Raw genomic sequence first — 16,883 nt, 5'->3', positions numbered from 1 at the left:
GTGGATCTATATCGCCGCGATATCGGAGCTTTGCCTCGGCACCTGCACCTGCGTACCGGCTCCCGTGAGCAACTGGGTTGCGGCCAGCCCGCGGTAGAGCTCGCAGCCGTCCACGAGGTCGGCGTGCGTGCCCACCGCGCGAACCCGGCCCGCGTCCAACACGACGATGCGGTCGGCCCGGGTCACCGTGGACAGCCGGTGCGCCACCATCAGCACCGTGGTGGTCCGCGAGACGGCGGCGACGATCTCACCGAGCGCACGTTCGTTCATGGCGTCGAGCTGCGAGGTCGGCTCGTCGAGTAACAGCAGCCCCGGTCGGCGTAGCAGGGCACGGGCGATCGCGATGCGTTGCCGTTCCCCGCCGGACAGCGTCGCACCGCGATGGCCGACCAGGGTGTCGAGGCCGTCCGGCAGCCGCCGTAGCAGCGGGACGAGGCGGGTCCGTTCGAGGACCTCCGCCAGCCACGGCTCCGCCGCGTGTGCCGAGCCCATCGTCACGTTGTCCCGCAGCGTTCCGGAGAGGACCGGAGCGTCCTGCTCGACGTAGCCGATCCGGGCGCGCAGGTTGGCGAGGGGCCATTCCCGTACGTCGCGGCCGTCGATCTCGACCTGCCCGGTGGTGGGATCGTAGAAGCGCTCGATCAGTGCCAGCAGGGTCGTCTTCCCGGCACCGGAGGGCCCCACGATGGCGGTGAGGCCGGTCGCCGGCAGCCGCAGGTCGACGTGCTCCAGGATCGCCGGCCCGCCGGGCCGATGGCGCAGCGACACGTCCCGGAACGTCACCGTCACCGGCGCCGCCCTGTCCGCCGGGGCGTCCACGGACCGGTCCAGGTCCTCGGCGGCGAGTTCGGCGATCCCGTCGATCCGCCGGACCGCGGCCAGGCCCGCCTGTAGCCCGGTAAAGCCGCCCACCAGTTGGGTTACCGGGCCGCCGAGGTAGAAGAGGTACAGCAGAAAGGCCACCAGCGACGACACGGCGAGACCGCCAGCGGCGACCCGCGCCCCACCCACCCCCAGTACCACGATGAACGCGACCTGGACCGCGAGGCCGGTGGCGATGCCGGCCAGCGAGACCCACCGCGCCGCCTGCCGTCCTCGTCGCCACGCCTGCCGGGCCGCGGCGTGCACCGCGGCGGCCTGCCGCTCCTCGGCGCCGTTGGCCTTGACCGTCCGGAAGGCGCCCAGCGCACGCTCCAGGACCGCTCCCATTCCACCGACCGCCTCCTGCGCCTGTTCCCCGGCGGTGCGGATCCGCGGCACCAGGGCCAGCGTCACGGCGGCGAGCAACAGCAGCACGATCAGTACCACCGCGAGCAGGACCGCGTCGAGCCGCGCCATCAGGACCACCGCGCCCGCGATCTGGAGGATCCCCGCCACCAGGTCGACGACGTTGCTGGTGGCCGCCGCGCGCAGTTGCGTGGTGTCTCCCGTCGCCCGCGACAGCAGGTCCCCGGGCTCGGCGCCGTCCACGACCGCGACACGCAGGCGCAGCAGCCGGGCGACAAGCCGCCGGCGCGCGGTCAACACGACGCTCTCGGCGGTCAACTCCACGAGGTACATGCCCCAGACCCCGACGATCACGCTGAGCATCAGCAGCGACACCAGCAACAGCATCGGCTCGCGGTACGGGGTGCCGCCGGTCAGCGCGTCGATCAGGCTCTTGACCACCATCGGCTGGGCGAGGTTGGCCAGCCCGCCGAGGAACATCAGGACCGCCCCGCCGAGCAGTCCACCGGCGTGCGGACGGACGTAGCCCAGCAGTGACGCCAGCGGCGCCCGGCCGGTGACACTGGTGATGGGAAGCATGCCGTCGTCCTCACCGGGGTGTCGGAGGTGCCGGTCGGGATCGACGCCGGCCCACCGACACCCTCCGGCGCGGTCCGATACTCCAGCTATATCGGCGCTTTGTAGGGCGGACCACCACCACCCGGCCAGCGGTGCACCGCGCGGTCCAGGTTGACAAGGTTGACTGTCAGTCCTCGTCGTCCCAGTCGTCTTCGTGATCAGCGAACAGCGGGACGGGTCCATCCGCAGGTCTTGAAGGTCTCACCGCACGGCGGACCACGTCGGCGCCGACGGCGGAACCGGGAAGGACGGCATGCGGACGCGCACGTCGCCGAACTCAACCGAGCCCTGCTCGCCCGCCAGTACCCGACCCAACTCCGCGCATCGGTCCCCCCGCGCGAGTGATCCAGGACTCCACCTGCTCGGTCATCGCCGGGTACCCGCCCGATCCGGTCGGTCGAGCGGCAACGGCGGCGCGTCGGCCCCAGACGGACGACTCACCGACCCGGCGCGGGCCGTCCGGCGCTGGTGGACCAGCCGGGTCAGATAGAGCAACGCGCCGGCCAACACGCCCATGTCGTCGAGGTAGATCGGATCGGGCAGCAGGTCGACCGGCAGCACCGCGTAGATCAACGCACCGTAGAACGCCACCTTGCCGCCGGCACCCAGGTCGCCAAGCAGCTTGCGCGTGCGCAGCACTTTCACCGCGAGCACGACGGCGCCGGCCAGCGTGGCGACGGCCACGATGCCACCCAGCACCAAGATCACGGTCCACGTCTCCCGGGACATGCCGCAACGGTAACCCGGCAGACCCCGCACCGCCCGGCAGTGCCCTGCCTGCGGCAGCTGCCGATGGGCCGGCGGGGTCGCACAGATCCGCGCGATCGGGTACGGGTTGCTCGGTCATCGGGCCACCGCACGGTGGTCCGTGACCGGACGGCGATGCCCGGTACGGCGTCGTCGACACCGGCCCGAGCCAGACCGTACAAACGAACGCCGACGGCAGCCCTCCTGTGAGCTGGGTCACGGCCGGTCATGGGGCACCGGAGCGCCTCGTCTGTTGTTGGTGGAAGCACAACGAGCGGAGACGTCGTGAAGATCTTCCTTGCCGGAGCGTCCGGCCCGGTCGGCAACCATCTCGTTCGCCACTCCGAGTACGGGGTCATCGAGGGGTTGAGCTAGGCGGATATGTCCATCTCGGATCTGTACGGCGAGCTGCGACCGCGGGCGTTCGCCATCGGCTACCAGATGCTCGGCAGCGTCAGCGAAGCCGAGGACGTGGTGCAGGAAGCGTTCCTGCGGATGCACCAGACCCTCCAGCGGGACGAGCACATCGCCTCGCCGCAGGCGTACATCGCCACGCTGGTCACCCGGCTGGCCATCGATCATCTTCGCTCGGCGCGCGTGCGGCGGGAGCGGTACGTCGGCGAGTGGCTGCCGGAGCCACTGGTCACCGATCCGACCCCGGCCGAGCGCACCGAGACCGCCGACTCGCTGTCGCTGGCGTTCCTGGTGCTGCTGGAGACCCTGTCGCCGCAGCAGCGGGCCGCGTTCCTGTTGCGGGAGGTGTTCGATTATCCGTACGCGGAGGTCGCCGAGTTCGTCGACACCGATGTGGACAGCGCTCGGCACCTGGTCGCGCGGGCTCGCGAGCATCTTCGCAAGCGGCGACCGCGCTACTACGCGTCTCGGGGCCAGCGGGAAGAGCTGGCTCGGCGCTTCTTCGCCGCCGCCGCGCAAGGCGACCTGCCCGCACTGAAGGCGCTGCTGGCCCAGGATGTGGCGCTGCACACCGACAGCGGCGGCAACGTGCCGGCGCCACCGAGGCCGGTCATCGGCCGGGACCGCGTGGCACGGACCCTGGCAGCCGGGATGTCCGCATCGGCACGCGTTGACGTCCGCGTCCAGATCGCCGAGGTCAACGGCCAGCCCGGCGGAATCGCGTTCGACGCGGAGGACCGACTGATCGCCGTGATCGGACTGGACATCACCGACACCCATGTCCAGGCAATCCACTCCATCGTCAACCCCGACAAGCTACGGCACTTCGACCGGGTCGGCGACCTGCGCGCCTTGATACGCGCGAGCCGGCCACCCCGCGACGCCTGAACCGCTCACCGCCACAACCGCCTTGCGGGTCCGGCTGCCCGACGAACCCACCTCTTTTACTCACCCTGGACCACGTGTGCGAGGAAACCGAGGCTTGGAGGCAAGGATGACATAGCGATGGAGAGATTCGGTTTCTGCCGCACCAGCACGATCTGCGGCCTCATTCTCGGTTCGTGGAACACGGACTCTCCACCAGCCACCTTCGACAACTATTGCCTGAAACGAAAGAGAGTGATCATGGCAGACAGCGTACCGCCGACAACCGGCAACACCAGCCGGCGAGTACTGTTGAGGAACAGCCTGTTGGCCGGGATCGGAGTGGCCGCCGCCAACCTCACCATCGCATCTTCGGCATCCGCATCGACCGAGTCGGCGAGCCGGCCAGCGACCGCATCCGCCAGGCTCGCGAGCCTGGCAAGCACGGCGGATTACGCAGTTCAGGCTGGATGGCAGTGGTGCGGCAAGTGCCGCGGGCTGTTCTACATACTCAACGGCACGAACGGAGTTTGCCCATCCGGGGGCGGACACAACGGCTCGTCCAGCAGCAACTACCAACTCCTCTTCGGGGAGCCTTCGGTCTCCGCACCAGACATACAATCGAACTGGCGTTGGTGCCGCAAGTGCCAGGGCCTGGCCTTTGCCGGCAACGGTACGTCGGGCCGGTGCCCCGCCGGCTCAGGTCACAACTTCACCGCCAGCTACAACTACCACCTGTTCCACGACACGACAATTGGCACCCTGGAACAACCCAACTGGCGCTGGTGCAGTAGGTGTCAGGGGCTTTACTACGGACCCCAACAGTCTGCCAGCGCCTGCCCGGCCAGTGGCCGGCACGGCGGATCGGCAAGCTACAACTACGTTCTCGCCTACATCTAGATCTGTTCTTCGACCTTTCGTCGTTGCCGGCCTGGGTTGCCGGCCTGGTCCCTTGCGGATGTCGGCGTGACGCGTAACGGCCACCGTCCGATGATCCTTCGGTTTCCCGGCGGGACGAAGAATCACGGACGGTGGCCGTGGCAACAACGAACCCTTTTCAACCTGACGAGCACGCCGCGGCGCTGCGTGCACGCGCCGGCAACGGGTACGGTCGCCCGGTGACCGACGACGACGCCTTCGCCCAACGGGTCGAACAGCACCGGCGCGAACTGCGGGTGCACTGCTACCGCATGCTCGGGTCGTTCGACCAGGCCGAAGACCTGGTGCAGGAGGTCACCGGGCCGGTCTTCGTGATGACCCACCACCCGGAGGACGCCGAGCCAGCCGACCGCGTCACGTTCCTCGACTGCGACCTGGCCGAGGCGGTGCGGATCGCGCTGGCGGCGGCCGGCGGCAAGAACGTGGAGGTGCTGTCGCCGGACATCGGCCGCCAACTCCTCCAGCGGGGACTGCTCGACGAGATCGACCTGCACATCGCGCCGGTGCTGCTGGGCCAGGGCATCCGGCTGTACGAGCACCTCGGCGGCAGCCCGATCTACCTCCACCACGTCGGCGCGGACGATCCGACGGCCGAGGTGAGCGTGCGGTACCGGCCGGCGACGAAGTAGCCGCACGCCACTCCGGTGACGGCCCACGCGTCGCCACCGGGCCGGCAACGCGTCAGTCGACCCGGAAGCTCGGCCCCGGTACGCAGCTCGGCTCGCCGGGCGACAAGGCCGGGCAGCGAGTCCTCCCGCTCCGTCGTACGTCAGCGCTTGTAGGCGATGCCACCGTAGCCGTCGACGTGGGCAGGGTGCTGGGCGGAACCCGGCTCGGGTCGCCAGTGCGGGAAGGAGACCACGCCGGGCTCGACGAGGTCCAGCCCGTCGAGGAACCCCGCGATCTGCTCGGGGCTGCGCACGATGTAGGGAGGCTTGACCGACTCGTTGCGGACCCGGGCCGCCGTCACCATCGCCTCGCTGGTGTTCGTGCCGTCGCCGACCAGTAGGTAGCTGCCGGCGGGTACCGCGTCCAGCAGCGTACGCACGATCACTCGGGCCTCGGCGTAGGACTCGATCGCGCCCAGGATCCCGAGCAGGATGATCCCGACCGGCCGTGTGAAGTCCAGCGTCCGCTGGGACAGGTGCAGGATCTTCTCGGTGTCGCGCAGGTCGGCGTCGATGTAGTCGGTCGCACCCAGCGGGTCGCTGGTCAACAGGGCACGGGCGTGCACCAGCACCAGCGGGTCGAAATCCACGTACACGATGCGGGACTCCGGGGCGAGCGCCTGGGCGGTCTCGTGGGTGTTGTTCGCGGTCGGCAGCCCGGTGCCGATGTCCAGGAACTGGCGGATGCCTGCCTGCTCGACCTGGTAGCGCACCGCGCGGGTCAGGAAGACCCGGGACGCGCGGGCCATCGCGACCAGCCCCGGAGCGGCAGCCAGCACCGCCTTGCCGGCCCGCTCGTCCACCAGGTGGTTGTCCTTGCCGCCCAACAGGTAGTTCCACACCCTGGCCTGATGCGGCACAGTGGTGTCGATCTTCGGCGCTCGCTCGGCGTCCGGCGACCCGGCGTGATCGGTCATGGCACACCCTTCCAGGATGGTGAGGTTCGATGCCTGCCCAGGACCGCCGAATTCGCTGGCCACAGTGGACTCGGAGCAACACCCGAACCCGGACCAGCATAGGCAGCCGCGCCGGGGCGGCACACCTCGAGTTCTCCGTGCTCGGACAGCACCGCGATCGACGTTCCGCTGGGATGGACCGTGAGGTGACGCGGCGGCGGCATGGATCGCGACCCGACTTCGGCCAGGTCGCGGGCCGGTCGTGCACGGTCGACACGCCATCCGCGAGGGTGGCGACGTGCCGTCCCAACGGATCGGTCGCCAGGAATATCGGGCGCTGCGCCGGCCTCGACGATCACTCCGTCCATCCCGACCAAAATAGCGATGTCACGGCGCTCGTCGTCGCGGACCATTTCCGGACGCGCGCTCGGCCCCACCGCACCCGCTCTATGATCAGCGCGTGAAGTTGGAAAAAGGCTGACAAGAGTGCCCGAGGAGTTGGCAGGGTGGCTACGGCAGCTGCGTGACCTGACCGGACGCAGCCTGCGCGAGCTCGCCCGCGACATCCACGTCAGCAGTTCCTCGCTGTCGCGCTACTTCTCCGGCCAGGCCGTTCCACCCTGGCCGACGGTGGTGGCGCTCTGCAAGGCGGCCGGTCGGGACCCAAGGCCACTGCGTGGGGTGTGGGAGCGGGCCAAGGACGGGCCCCAGCCGGGCCGGGCTGCCGCTGCGCCGGTACGCAATGACCTGCCACACGACATCACCGCCTTCACCGGGCGCCGGGCGGAGTTGGACGCCCTCCTCGGCGCCGCCCGGGACAGGTCGGTGGTGGCGATCGACGGCATGGGCGGGGTGGGTAAGTCCGCGTTGGCCGTGCACGCCGCGCACCTGCTGACCGCCGACTTCCCCGGCTGCCAGCTCTACCTGGACCTGCACGGGTTCACTCCGGGCCGGGAGCGGGTCGAGCCCGCCGAGGCGCTGCGGGTACTGCTGACCGCGCTCGGGTTGCCACCCGGCAGGATTCCCGACGGGGTCGCCGAGCGGGCCGCGCTGTGGCGGTCGGAGCTGGCGACGCGGCGGGCGATCGTACTGCTGGACAACGCCGCTGACGCCGGTCACGTACGCGATCTGCTGCCCGGCGCCGGCCAGAGCTTCGTCGTGATCACCAGTCGCCGCCGGATGGTGGAGCTGGACGGCGTCCAGCCGATCTCGCTGGACGTCCTGCCGTCCGAGGAGGCGGCGGAGCTGTTCGTCGAATCCGCGGGCGGGGCTCGGCCCGGTGACGTCGGCGAGGTACTCCGCCGATGCGGAAACCTGCCGCTGGCCATCCGGGTGGCCGCCGCGCGGCTGCGGCACCGGCCCGCGTGGACGCTCGACACCCTGGTGGAACGGCTGCGCGAGGGCGAGCTGGCGGTGTCGGACGTGTTCGAGATGTCGCTGCGGCAGCTCGACCCCGCCCAGCGGCGGATGTTCGGGCTGCTGGGGCTGGTGCCGGGCGAGGACATCGACGCGTACGGCGCCGCCGCGCTGGCCGGGATCCCGCTGGCCAACGCCCGTTCCCTGCTGGAGGACCTGGTCGACGTCCACCTGGTCCAGGAGCCGGCGGCGGGTCGGTACCGGATGCACGACCTGCTGCGGCAGGCCGCCCGTGCCGACGACGCCGCGGCCGACCCCGTGCCGGCGATCGCCCGGCTCGGTGACTACTACCTGAGCGGCATGCTGGCCGTGAAGGAGCTGGTCGAGATCGTCATCCCGCTGCCGGTCGCCGTGTCGCAGCCGCCTCCGGCGCTGCCGGACCTCTCCAGCTACGACGCGGCCGTCGACTGGATGGACACCGAGTGGGCCAACCTCACCGCGACGTTCTCGCTCGCCGTGGAGCTGCGTATCGACGCGCCGGCGGTCGGGCTCGGCCAGCTCGCCCTGATCGCCCACGCGCGACGCGGTGGCATGGCGCAGCTGCGCCACGGGCTCGAGGTCAGCATGCCCGCCGCGGAGAGGCTCGGCGAGCGCCGCGTGCTCGCCTCGCACCGGTACCTGCTGGGCGCCGCGCTGATGCGCGTCGGCCGGCTGGCGGAGGCGGTGCCGGAACTCGAGGCGGCCCGGGTGCTGATGGCCGCGGAGGGCGACGTGGTCAGCGAGGCCATCACCCTGCTACAGCTGGCCGAGATCCGAATGTACGTCGACGACGCCGAAGGTGCCGTCGAACTTCTGCGCCAGGCGACCGCCGTGCTGCCCCCCGGTGAGGCCGCCGTCCGCGTGCGGGTGTGCACCGGTCTCGGCCAGGCTCTGGTGCAGTCGGGGAAGTACGACGAGGCCCGCGAGGTCGTCGCGGAGGTGACCGAGACCGCGCGGGGGCTGGACCGGCAGACGGAGCGGATGTGCCTGGAAGTGCTCGGCCGGGCGGCACTCGGCCTGGGTGACGCCCAGACCGCCCTCGATTTCGCCGAGCAGGCCGTCGCGCTCAACCGGGCGACACGCCATCCGATCTTCGAGGCGGCCAGCCTCACGGACACCGCCGTCGCCCTGCGCCACCTCGGTCGCGCCGAGGAGGCAACGGACAGGCACGCCGAGGCCGTACGGATTCTCGACCGGGCCGGCGAGCCGCACCGGCTGGCGCGCAGCCTCCTCCCGTACGCGGAGGCATGTCTGGCCACGGGCGATCGGGACGCCGCGGCACGGCACTTCCAGGCGGTGCTGGAACTCGCCACCGCGCACGGCCTCGACCACGTGGTGTCCGCGGCGCGGGCGGGTCTGGCCCGGATGTCCTGAGCCCGTCGCAGCGGTGGCGCGGGTGTCCCGTCCCGTCCCGGGACACCCGCGCGACAGCCGTCCGTTGGCGTAACGGTGCAGGTCAGCCGGGTATCTCTGGGATGGTCCGCGTCCCGGAAGGCGCGGCACGCGTTGTCCGGGACAGGCCGCCGCGTCCAGGCTCTTCGCCATGCACACGACGCCTTCGCTGCTCGCCGAGCTGGACGCGCTGCCCGCCCGGTGGGAGGTACACGGGACGCTCGCCGCGCCGGTCGCCGCGGTCGCCGCGGTCCTGCTGACCGTCGCCGAGGGGCGGGTTGGCGACGACAACCTGCTGGTGCTGGCCAGGGCTTCGGCGGCACGACAGGGGGCGATGACCGTGGTGGCCGGGTCCGGCGCCGGCGTCTACCGCGCCGAGCTCGCCGGGCCGGTGGAGCCGGTGGAGATCCAGGTGGACCGGGCCCGGTCCAGGGTGGCGGTGCAGAGCTGGTACGCCGGGGTGCACGCCGCCACTGCCTGCCCCGCCGGCACCCGGGTGACCCATCGTGTCCACCGGGTCCTCCCCGACCATCCGGGGTTCGTGGCCGGGATCGCCGAGCTCGGCCTGCGCGCCCGCATGTCCCGTGACCTGCGGCAAGTGCTGGGTGTGATTGCCGACCGGCTCGGCTGCTGACAGTCCGCTCTCCCGTCAGGGTCGGGGCGCCCGAGCGGGAGATCGCCTCGGGCGCCCTGACCTCAGCGATCCAGGTAACCGGCACGAACCGGATCGCCTTCCACCATCCCTCCGTTCGATCAAAGGAGCACACAACCATGTCCATCACCCTCAGGGACCAGCACAGCGGCTTCTCCGAAGCAGGGCTGCGCAGACTGCGTGAGGTGCTGGCGCGGCACGTCGAGTCCGGGCGGATTCCCGGGCTTGTCGCCCTGGTCAGCCGGGGTGTCGAGACGCACGTCGAGGCAATCGGGACGATGCGCCACAACGGTGGTGCGCCGATGCGGCGGGACACCATCTTCCGGATGGCCTCGACGTCCAAGCCGGTCGCGGTCGCGGCGGCGATGATCCTGCTCGACGAGTGCCGGCTGCGGCTGGACGACCCGGTGGAGCAGTGGCTGCCCGAACTCGCCGACCGGCGGGTGCTGAAGCGGATCGACGGGCCGCTCGACGACACCGTGCCGGCGCGGCGGCCGATCACCGTACGGGACCTGCTGACCTCCACGTTCGGGCTCGGGATGGACATGACGTCGCTGGGTACCCCGATCATGGGCGCGATCTTCGAGCAGGGGCTCACGCCCGATCTGCCGGAGCCGATGCCCGAGCCGGACGAGTGGATGCGCCGCCTCGGCACGCTGCCACTGATGCACCAACCCGGAGAGCGCTGGCAATACCACATCAGCAACGATCTGCTCGGCGTACTCGTCGCCAGGGTCACGGGCCAGTCGTTCGAGGAGTTCCTGCGCGAACGCATCTTCGAGCCGCTGGGGATGGCGGACACCGGTTTCCACGTGCCCGCCGACAAGATCGGCCGGCTGCCGACCCTCTACGCCCCCGACCCGCGGACCGGAGAGTTCACCGTGTGGGACGAGGCCGCGGGTGGACGGTGGAGCCGACCTCCGGCGTTCCAGGGCGGCGGCGGTGGGCTCGTCTCCACCGTCGACGACTACCACGCCTACTTCCGGATGCTGCTGAATGGCGGGATGCACGGGACCGAACGGGTGCTGTCCCGGCCCGCCGTCGAACTGATGACCACCAACAGCCTCACGCCCGAGCAACAGGCCGCCCGGACCGCCATGGCCCGCGACAACGTCCACGTGTCGTTCGGCCAGGGGCAGCACGGCGGGTGGGGCTTCGGGATGGCGGTACGCACCCACCGTGGCGACTACGCGTCCATCGGCCAGTTCGGCTGGGACGGCGGAAGCGGCACCTCGACGTACGCCGATCCGGACAGTCAGCTCACCGGGCTCCTGCTCACCCAGGTCGGGATGTCGGTCCCGAGTTCGGCCCGGCTCATCCACGACTTCTGGACCACGCTCTACCAGGCGATCGACTGACACCAGGCCCGGGCAGCGGGGGCGCACCGACTCGCGAGATGTTCCCCGTTCGGCAACCGTCATCGGCGACCGATGCCGGCGCGGTGGATAGGAGGGGAAAAACAATTTGACAGCCGAGATAGTCTGATCCTCCGTACTTTCGGCGGACCGTGAGTCGTGAGGGGGCCCTGCCCTCTCACCACTCAGGAGCCGCAATGCGCCGGGCGCCCGCCCTCTCCTTCCTCTTCGGCACCGTCTTCCTCGACATGCTCGGGCTCGGCCTGATCGTGCCGATCGTGCCGGCCCTGATGTCGGCCGTCACCAGGGACGCCGCCGCCGCGGTCTTCTGGTCCGGACTGCTCGGCTCGATCTACGGCCTGCTCCAGTTCGCCGTCTCGCCGCTGCTCGGGCGGCTCTCCGACCGGTACGGCCGGCGGCCCGTCCTGCTCGCGTCGCTGGCCTGCCTCGGCCTCGACTGGCTGGCCCACGCGATCTCACCCAGCCCCTGGACACTCCTGGTGTTCCACGCTCTCGCCGGCGCGTGCGCGGGCACGAAGACCGTGGTCAACGCGTACATCGCGGACGTCACGGAGGCCGAGTCGCGGGCTCGCGCGTACGGGTTGATCGGCTCCGCGTTCGGGCTCGGCTTCGTCGCCGGTCCGACCATCGGCGGCCTGCTCGGTGCCGTCGACGTACGCCTGCCGTTCTTCGCCGCGGCCACGCTCTCCTTCGCCAACGTCGCGTACGGCTGGTTCGTGCTGCCGGAGTCGCGGCCCGGCGACCGGACCACCCCGCTGACCCTGCGGACGGCGAACCCGGTCGGCGCCGTCACCGTCGTCCTGCGCCGCCCGGTGCTCGGGCGGCTCGCGTACGCCCGCCTCTGCGCCGACGTCGCCCGGATGACCCACCAGTCGACCTGGACGTTCTTCCTCACGTACCAGTTCGCCTGGAGCACCGTGCAGATCGGCGTCGTGCTGGCGGCGGGCGCGCTGGTCGGCGCGGTCTTCCAGGCGCGGGCCGTCGGCCCGATCGTCCGCCGGCTCGGCGACAGGCGTGCCGCGGTGGCCGGCAGCCTGCTCGGCGTCGCGGCGCTGGCGGGTACGGCGTTCGTGTCCGTTCCGTGGATGCTCTACGTCCTACAGGCGGTCGGCGTACTCGGCTCGGTCGGCGGTCCGGCCGCGCAGTCATGGATCTCCCGTCATGTCCGGGCCGACGAGCAAGGGATCGTGCAGGGCACGCTGACCGGGATCGGTGCCGTCGCGGAGACCGTGGTGCCGGTTACCGCTGGCCTGGCGTTCGGCTGGTCGCTGACGTACGCATCACCAGGTCTGGTCTTCGTCGGTGCAGCCGCTTTCGCGGCCGTGTCGACGCTCCTGCTGGCCGCTACGCCCGACCGCCGGACAGTGCCGATCGAATAGCGCCGGTTGCCGCCCGTCGCGCCTGTCCTGCTGGCTGGCCGGCTGGTCGACCTCGAAGGTGCGGTCGTCTCGGCACGCGCGGGATTCCCACGGTTTCCTGCGCCGGCGTCGCGGAGCAGGGCTACGACCTCTAACGGTTCTGGTCCGGTTGGCCGCCGGGCCGGTTGTCCGTACGCCAGCGTCAGACCGTGGTGTCGGCGACCCGCGCCTCGCTGAGTCGAAGGATGTCGAAGCAACACGTCGGACAAGATTCCAGAAACTATCTACCGTTGTTCCATGGCAAATGCGCTAGAAGGGCGCTTTGCGACCGCGCGGATCCGACCCGGCACCCGGTACCGACCGCACACCGCCACACCTCTTCGCACCAGGGTTGGGAGCGCTACCAGGGGCGTTCCGCCGGGCATCGACACGGCTCGGGATCCACATCGGTCTACCCATAGATTTCGATGATGGCCCATGCTAAATTTCCGCCTCACTAGCGAAAGTTTCTGGCGCTCAGTCGGATCCAGCACCCCGTCCGGGGACCGGTACGCGTTTCGAGGCGGTTCGGCAGCCACCCTCGTCGTCCGCTGTCCCATCGGCCTGCCTGATCGTCCACCACCACCTCGAAGGGAAACGATGACAACCTCACGACGCAGCCTTCTCGGTCTCATCGGGATGGGCGCGGCGGCAGTCGCCGGCGGGCCGCTGCTGGCCGGGTGCAGCGAAAAGCCGACCGGCTCCGGCTCTGCCGAGAACCTCGACAGCTTCGCCGGTGTCCTGCCCACCCGCAGGGAGCTGTCGCTGGGCATCACGCCGGACATCAGGGGCAGCACGCCGGTGCCTGACGGCTACACGACATACCCCGGCACACTGGTCGACGCGATCACCGGCAAGCCCGGCACGAGCGGCCAGGTCGTGACCGCGATGACTCCGGTGTGGGGACCCGCGCCGCCCGGCTACCAGCAGAGTGCCTACCTACAGGCGGTCAACGCCGAACTCGGCACGCCGATCAACTTCACCATCCAGGACGGCAACACCTACGCCGACAAGCTCAACGCGATGCTCGGCGCCCGGGACGTACCGGAGCTGCTGTGTGTGCCGGGCTGGGAAGTGGGAAAGATCCCCCGCTTCGCCGAGGCGGTCAAGGCGCTCTTCGAGGACCTCACCGACCATCTCAAGGGCGACGTCGTCAACACGTACCCGATGCTGGCCGGCTTTCCCACCGCCGCGTGGCGCCACTCCATCTGGAACGAGCGCCTCGCCGCCGTCCCCAACCCCAGCGAAGGCCCGTTCCCCTGGGCGCTGTTCACCCGCAAGGACCTGCTCGACGAACGCGGCCTGGCCATCCCGAAGACCCTCGACGAGCTGCTCACCGCGGCCAGGCAGGTCACCGACCCGGCCCGGAAGGTGTGGGCGTTCGACGACGTCTTCGCGATGATCCAGATCTACCACAAGGTGCCCGGCGCCAAGCTGGGCTGGCGGCTGAAGTCCGACGGCACCCCGGAGTTCAAGTACGAAACTCCGGAGTACCGGCAGGCCCTCGAAGTGATGGCCAGGATCTACCAGGACGGGCTGGTCCATCCGGACATCGTCGCCAGCAAGGGTGCCGACGCGAACCTGCTGTTCGCCCGGGCCGGCAGCGTCGTCTTCAAGCAGGCCGGGGTGGGCTTCTGGCAGGGCGTCCAGGCCGAGCACCAGAAGGTCAACCCGAGGCTCGACATCCAGCCCGTGCCGGTCTTCTCGGCCATCGGCGGCGACCCGCTGATGTGGGTGGCCACCGAGCCGATCTCCTACACCTTCGTCAGAAAGGGCGTCGGGAAGGAGCGCGTCGAGGAACTGTTGCGGATCATCAACTGGTGCTCGGCACCGCTGGGCACGCAGGAGGCACAACTGCGCGACTACGGCCTGGCGGGCAAGCACCACACCAGGGGCCCGAACGGGCCGGTGAAGACCGACCTGGCCTTCAAGGAGATCGCCAACCAGTACTTCTTCGTCAGCGGCCGAAACCCCACCATCGGCCCGTTCCCGGACACCCCCCGGTACGTACCGGACCTGCTGGCCTTCTCCAACGAAACGGTCAAGTACCTGGAGAAGGACCCGTGGGACGGGCTGAAGCTGGAGATGCCGGACCGGTTCAAGGCTTTCGCCGTACCGGCGGAGGAGAAGTTCACCGACCTGCTGCGCGGTCGTCGACCGCTCTCCGACGCGGACGCCATCGTGCGGGAGTGGAAGTCCAACGGCGGCGAGGAGGCACGCGCCCTGTTGGCCAGAGCGCTCGACGAGGCCGGACGATGACGACGAGCGGGGTCACCGCCGTGGCCGGGGCCGACCGGACCCGGCCGCGTGGGCCTCGCCGCCCGGCCAGGCCGGCGGGCACCGGCCGACGACGCCGGCTGCCGTTGCGGGTACGCCTACGCCGCGACTGGCAGCTGCTGGTCATGGCCGTGCCGGGCTTCGTGATCCTGCTGGTGTTCAGCTACCTGCCGATCGCCGGCAACGTCATCGCCTTCCAGGACTACAACCCCTACGTCGGCGACGACCCGCTCGAGGCGTTCCTACGCAGCGAGTGGATCGGCTTCGGCCAGTTCCAGCTGCTCGTCGAGGATCCGGCGTTCTGGCACGCCTTCGCCAACACGCTCACCATCACGGCGTTCCAGCTCGTCTTCTTCTTCCCCCTGCCGATCGTCTTGGCGATCATGCTGCACAACCTGCTCTCCAGCCGGCTGCGCGGCTTCATCCAGACCGTCGTCTACCTCCCGCACTTCTTCAGCTGGGTCCTGGTCATCACGTTCTTCGTGCAGATGCTCGGCGGCGCCGGGCTACTGGCCCAGACGATGCGCGACGCGGGCCTACAGCCGTGGAACATCATGTCCAACCCGGACACCTTCATCCTGCTGGTCACCGCCGAGGCGGTCTGGAAGGACGTCGGCTGGGGCACGATCGTCTTCCTCGCCGCACTGTCCACCATCGACACCAACCTCTACGAGGCGGCTGCCACGGACGGCGCCGGCCGGTGGCGGAGGCTGTGGCACATCACCCTGCCGGGCCTGCGGCCGGTGATCGTGCTGCTGCTCATCCTGCGGCTCGGCGACGCGCTCTCGGTCGGCTTCGAACAGTTCATCCTGCAACGGGACGCGGTCGGCCGGGAGGCCGCCGAGGTGCTCGACACCTTCGTCTACCACTTCTCCATCGCCACCGGAAACTACGGCTACGGCGCGGCGGCCGGCCTGGTCAAGGCCGCGATCGGACTCTGCCTGATCCTGGCCGCCAACAAGGTCGCGCACAAACTCGGCGAACGAGGAATCTACTCACGACCATGACGGGGTACACACCATGAGCGGCACCGCCGTGCTGAAGCCACGCCCGAGGCGCGGTAACCGCCCCGCCTGGGAGGACCAGCCGACCCGGGCCGGCCAGCTCCTCAGGGCGATCGTGCTCACCCTGCTGGTGCTCGGGGTGCTCTTTCCGTTGTGGACGGTCCTGGTCACCAGCCTCTCCTCGCGGGAGACGATCGCGGAGGCCGGCGGGTTCGTGATCGTCCCGCGCGGCATCGACACCTCCGCGTACGAGACCATCTTCGCCGGCGGCGCCGTCACCCGCGCGCTGTGGATCAGCACCCAGGTGACCGTCATCGGCACCGCCGTCGCGCTCGCCGTGACCGTGCTGGCCGCGTACAGCCTGTCCCGCCCCGGATCGCTGGGCTACCGCTGGCTGCTGGCGTACTTCCTGCTGCCGTTCCTGATCTACCCACCACTGGTGCCCAAATACCTGGTCGTGACCGGCCTGGGCCTCAAGGACACAATCTGGGCACTGATCCTGCCGTCGGCGATCAGCGTCTTCAACCTGGTCGTCGTCCGCGGGTTCTTCCAAGCCATCCCGCAGGAACTGCTGGACAGCGCCCGCATCGACGGTGCCGGCGACTTCCGCATCCTGGTCCGCATCGCGCTGCCGCTGTCCAAGGCGGTCGTCGCGGTGATCGGGCTGTTCTACGCCGTCAGCTACTGGAACGTCTGGTTCGACGCACTGCTGTTCATCGACCGCAACGACATGTATCCCATCCAGCGGGTCCTACAGAGCTACCTGCTGGCCGGCCAGGCACCGCACACCTCCGGGGCCACCGTCGGCACCACCATGCCACCCACCGAGGCGATCAAGATGGCCGTCGTCGTCCTCACCGTCGCGCCCATCGTCGCCGTCTACCCCTTCGTCCAACGGCACTTCATCAAGGGCGTGCTCATCGGCGCGGTCAAAGGCTGAGCCGTGCTCGTCCCGCGTACCGGAACACAGACCGCCGACAGCGCCGGAGTCAAGGCCGCCAACCTCGGCGTGGTACT

Annotated in this window: 13 protein-coding genes; 10 read left to right on the top strand and 3 right to left on the bottom strand. The window is 70.0% G+C overall.

Annotated elements, in window-relative coordinates; translation table 11 throughout:
• Positions 1 to 6: 6 nt before the first annotated feature.
• Together Pma05_RS34610 and Pma05_RS34605 are read right to left on the bottom strand one after the other, a co-directional pair.
• Positions 7 to 1,806 carry an ABC transporter ATP-binding protein gene (locus tag Pma05_RS34610; protein ID WP_203861731.1) on the bottom strand — a complete coding sequence of 600 codons (1,800 nt, stop codon included), beginning with the start codon at positions 1,804 to 1,806 and terminating at the stop codon, positions 7 to 9.
• Positions 1,807 to 2,211: 405 nt separating this feature from the next.
• A complete protein-coding gene (locus Pma05_RS34605) occupies positions 2,212 to 2,574 on the bottom strand; it encodes a YkvA family protein (RefSeq protein WP_203861730.1) in 363 nt (120 codons plus the stop codon).
• 399 nt (positions 2,575 to 2,973) lie between these two features.
• On the opposite strand from Pma05_RS34605, the gene Pma05_RS34600 reads away from it, so the two are divergent.
• The 3 genes from Pma05_RS34600 (at position 2,974) to Pma05_RS34585 (ending at position 5,438) form a co-directional block, all read left to right on the top strand.
• A complete protein-coding gene (locus tag Pma05_RS34600) occupies positions 2,974 to 3,894 on the top strand; it encodes an RNA polymerase sigma-70 factor (protein WP_203861729.1) in 921 nt (306 codons plus the stop codon).
• 117 nt (positions 3,895 to 4,011) lie between these two features.
• Positions 4,012 to 4,770, top strand: coding sequence for a hypothetical protein (locus Pma05_RS34595; protein WP_203861728.1), 759 nt, complete (start codon positions 4,012 to 4,014; stop codon positions 4,768 to 4,770).
• Between the two features lie 218 nt (positions 4,771 to 4,988).
• Positions 4,989 to 5,438: a dihydrofolate reductase family protein gene (locus Pma05_RS34585; protein ID WP_275414804.1), complete on the top strand. Its 450-nt coding sequence runs from the start codon at positions 4,989 to 4,991 to the stop codon at positions 5,436 to 5,438.
• 140 nt (positions 5,439 to 5,578) lie between these two features.
• Here the strand turns inward: Pma05_RS34585 and Pma05_RS34580 are convergent, their stop codons facing one another.
• Positions 5,579 to 6,394: an SAM-dependent methyltransferase gene (locus tag Pma05_RS34580; RefSeq protein WP_203861727.1), complete on the bottom strand. Its 816-nt coding sequence runs from the start codon at positions 6,392 to 6,394 to the stop codon at positions 5,579 to 5,581.
• 465 nt (positions 6,395 to 6,859) lie between these two features.
• Between Pma05_RS34580 and Pma05_RS34575 the strand changes: the two genes are divergently transcribed.
• From Pma05_RS34575 to Pma05_RS34545, 7 genes are all read left to right on the top strand, one after another.
• The gene (locus Pma05_RS34575; RefSeq protein WP_203861726.1) at positions 6,860 to 9,142 is read left to right on the top strand and encodes an ATP-binding protein; all 2,283 of its coding nucleotides are present in this window, start codon (positions 6,860 to 6,862) and stop codon (positions 9,140 to 9,142) included.
• A gap of 169 nt (positions 9,143 to 9,311) precedes the next feature.
• On the top strand, positions 9,312 to 9,794 hold the full coding sequence (locus tag Pma05_RS34570; RefSeq protein ID WP_203861725.1) for a hypothetical protein: 483 nt from the start codon (positions 9,312 to 9,314) through the stop codon (positions 9,792 to 9,794).
• Positions 9,795 to 9,931: 137 nt separating this feature from the next.
• Positions 9,932 to 11,170: a serine hydrolase domain-containing protein gene (locus tag Pma05_RS34565; RefSeq protein WP_203861724.1), complete on the top strand. Its 1,239-nt coding sequence runs from the start codon at positions 9,932 to 9,934 to the stop codon at positions 11,168 to 11,170.
• 194 nt (positions 11,171 to 11,364) lie between these two features.
• Positions 11,365 to 12,567, top strand: a complete 1,203-nt coding sequence (locus tag Pma05_RS34560; protein ID WP_203861723.1) for an MFS transporter — start codon at positions 11,365 to 11,367, stop codon at positions 12,565 to 12,567.
• 618 nt (positions 12,568 to 13,185) lie between these two features.
• Positions 13,186 to 14,844 (top strand): extracellular solute-binding protein, encoded by a 1,659-nt coding sequence (locus Pma05_RS34555; protein WP_203861722.1) that lies wholly within the window; start codon positions 13,186 to 13,188, stop codon positions 14,842 to 14,844.
• Positions 14,841 to 15,869, top strand: a complete 1,029-nt coding sequence (locus Pma05_RS34550; protein WP_203861721.1) for an ABC transporter permease — start codon at positions 14,841 to 14,843, stop codon at positions 15,867 to 15,869. Before Pma05_RS34555 ends, Pma05_RS34550 begins: the two co-directional genes overlap by 4 nt.
• Before the next feature lie 13 nt (positions 15,870 to 15,882).
• Positions 15,883 to 16,806 carry a carbohydrate ABC transporter permease gene (locus Pma05_RS34545; protein ID WP_203861720.1) on the top strand — a complete coding sequence of 308 codons (924 nt, stop codon included), beginning with the start codon at positions 15,883 to 15,885 and terminating at the stop codon, positions 16,804 to 16,806.
• Positions 16,807 to 16,883 lie beyond the last annotated feature (77 nt).

Origin of the sequence: Plantactinospora mayteni, from assembly GCF_016862935.1 — a bacterium.
Lineage (GTDB): Bacteria > Actinomycetota > Actinomycetes > Mycobacteriales > Micromonosporaceae > Plantactinospora > Plantactinospora mayteni.
The sequence above is the reverse complement of the archived record's forward strand: the minus strand, read 5'-3'. Positions and strand labels throughout refer to the sequence as shown.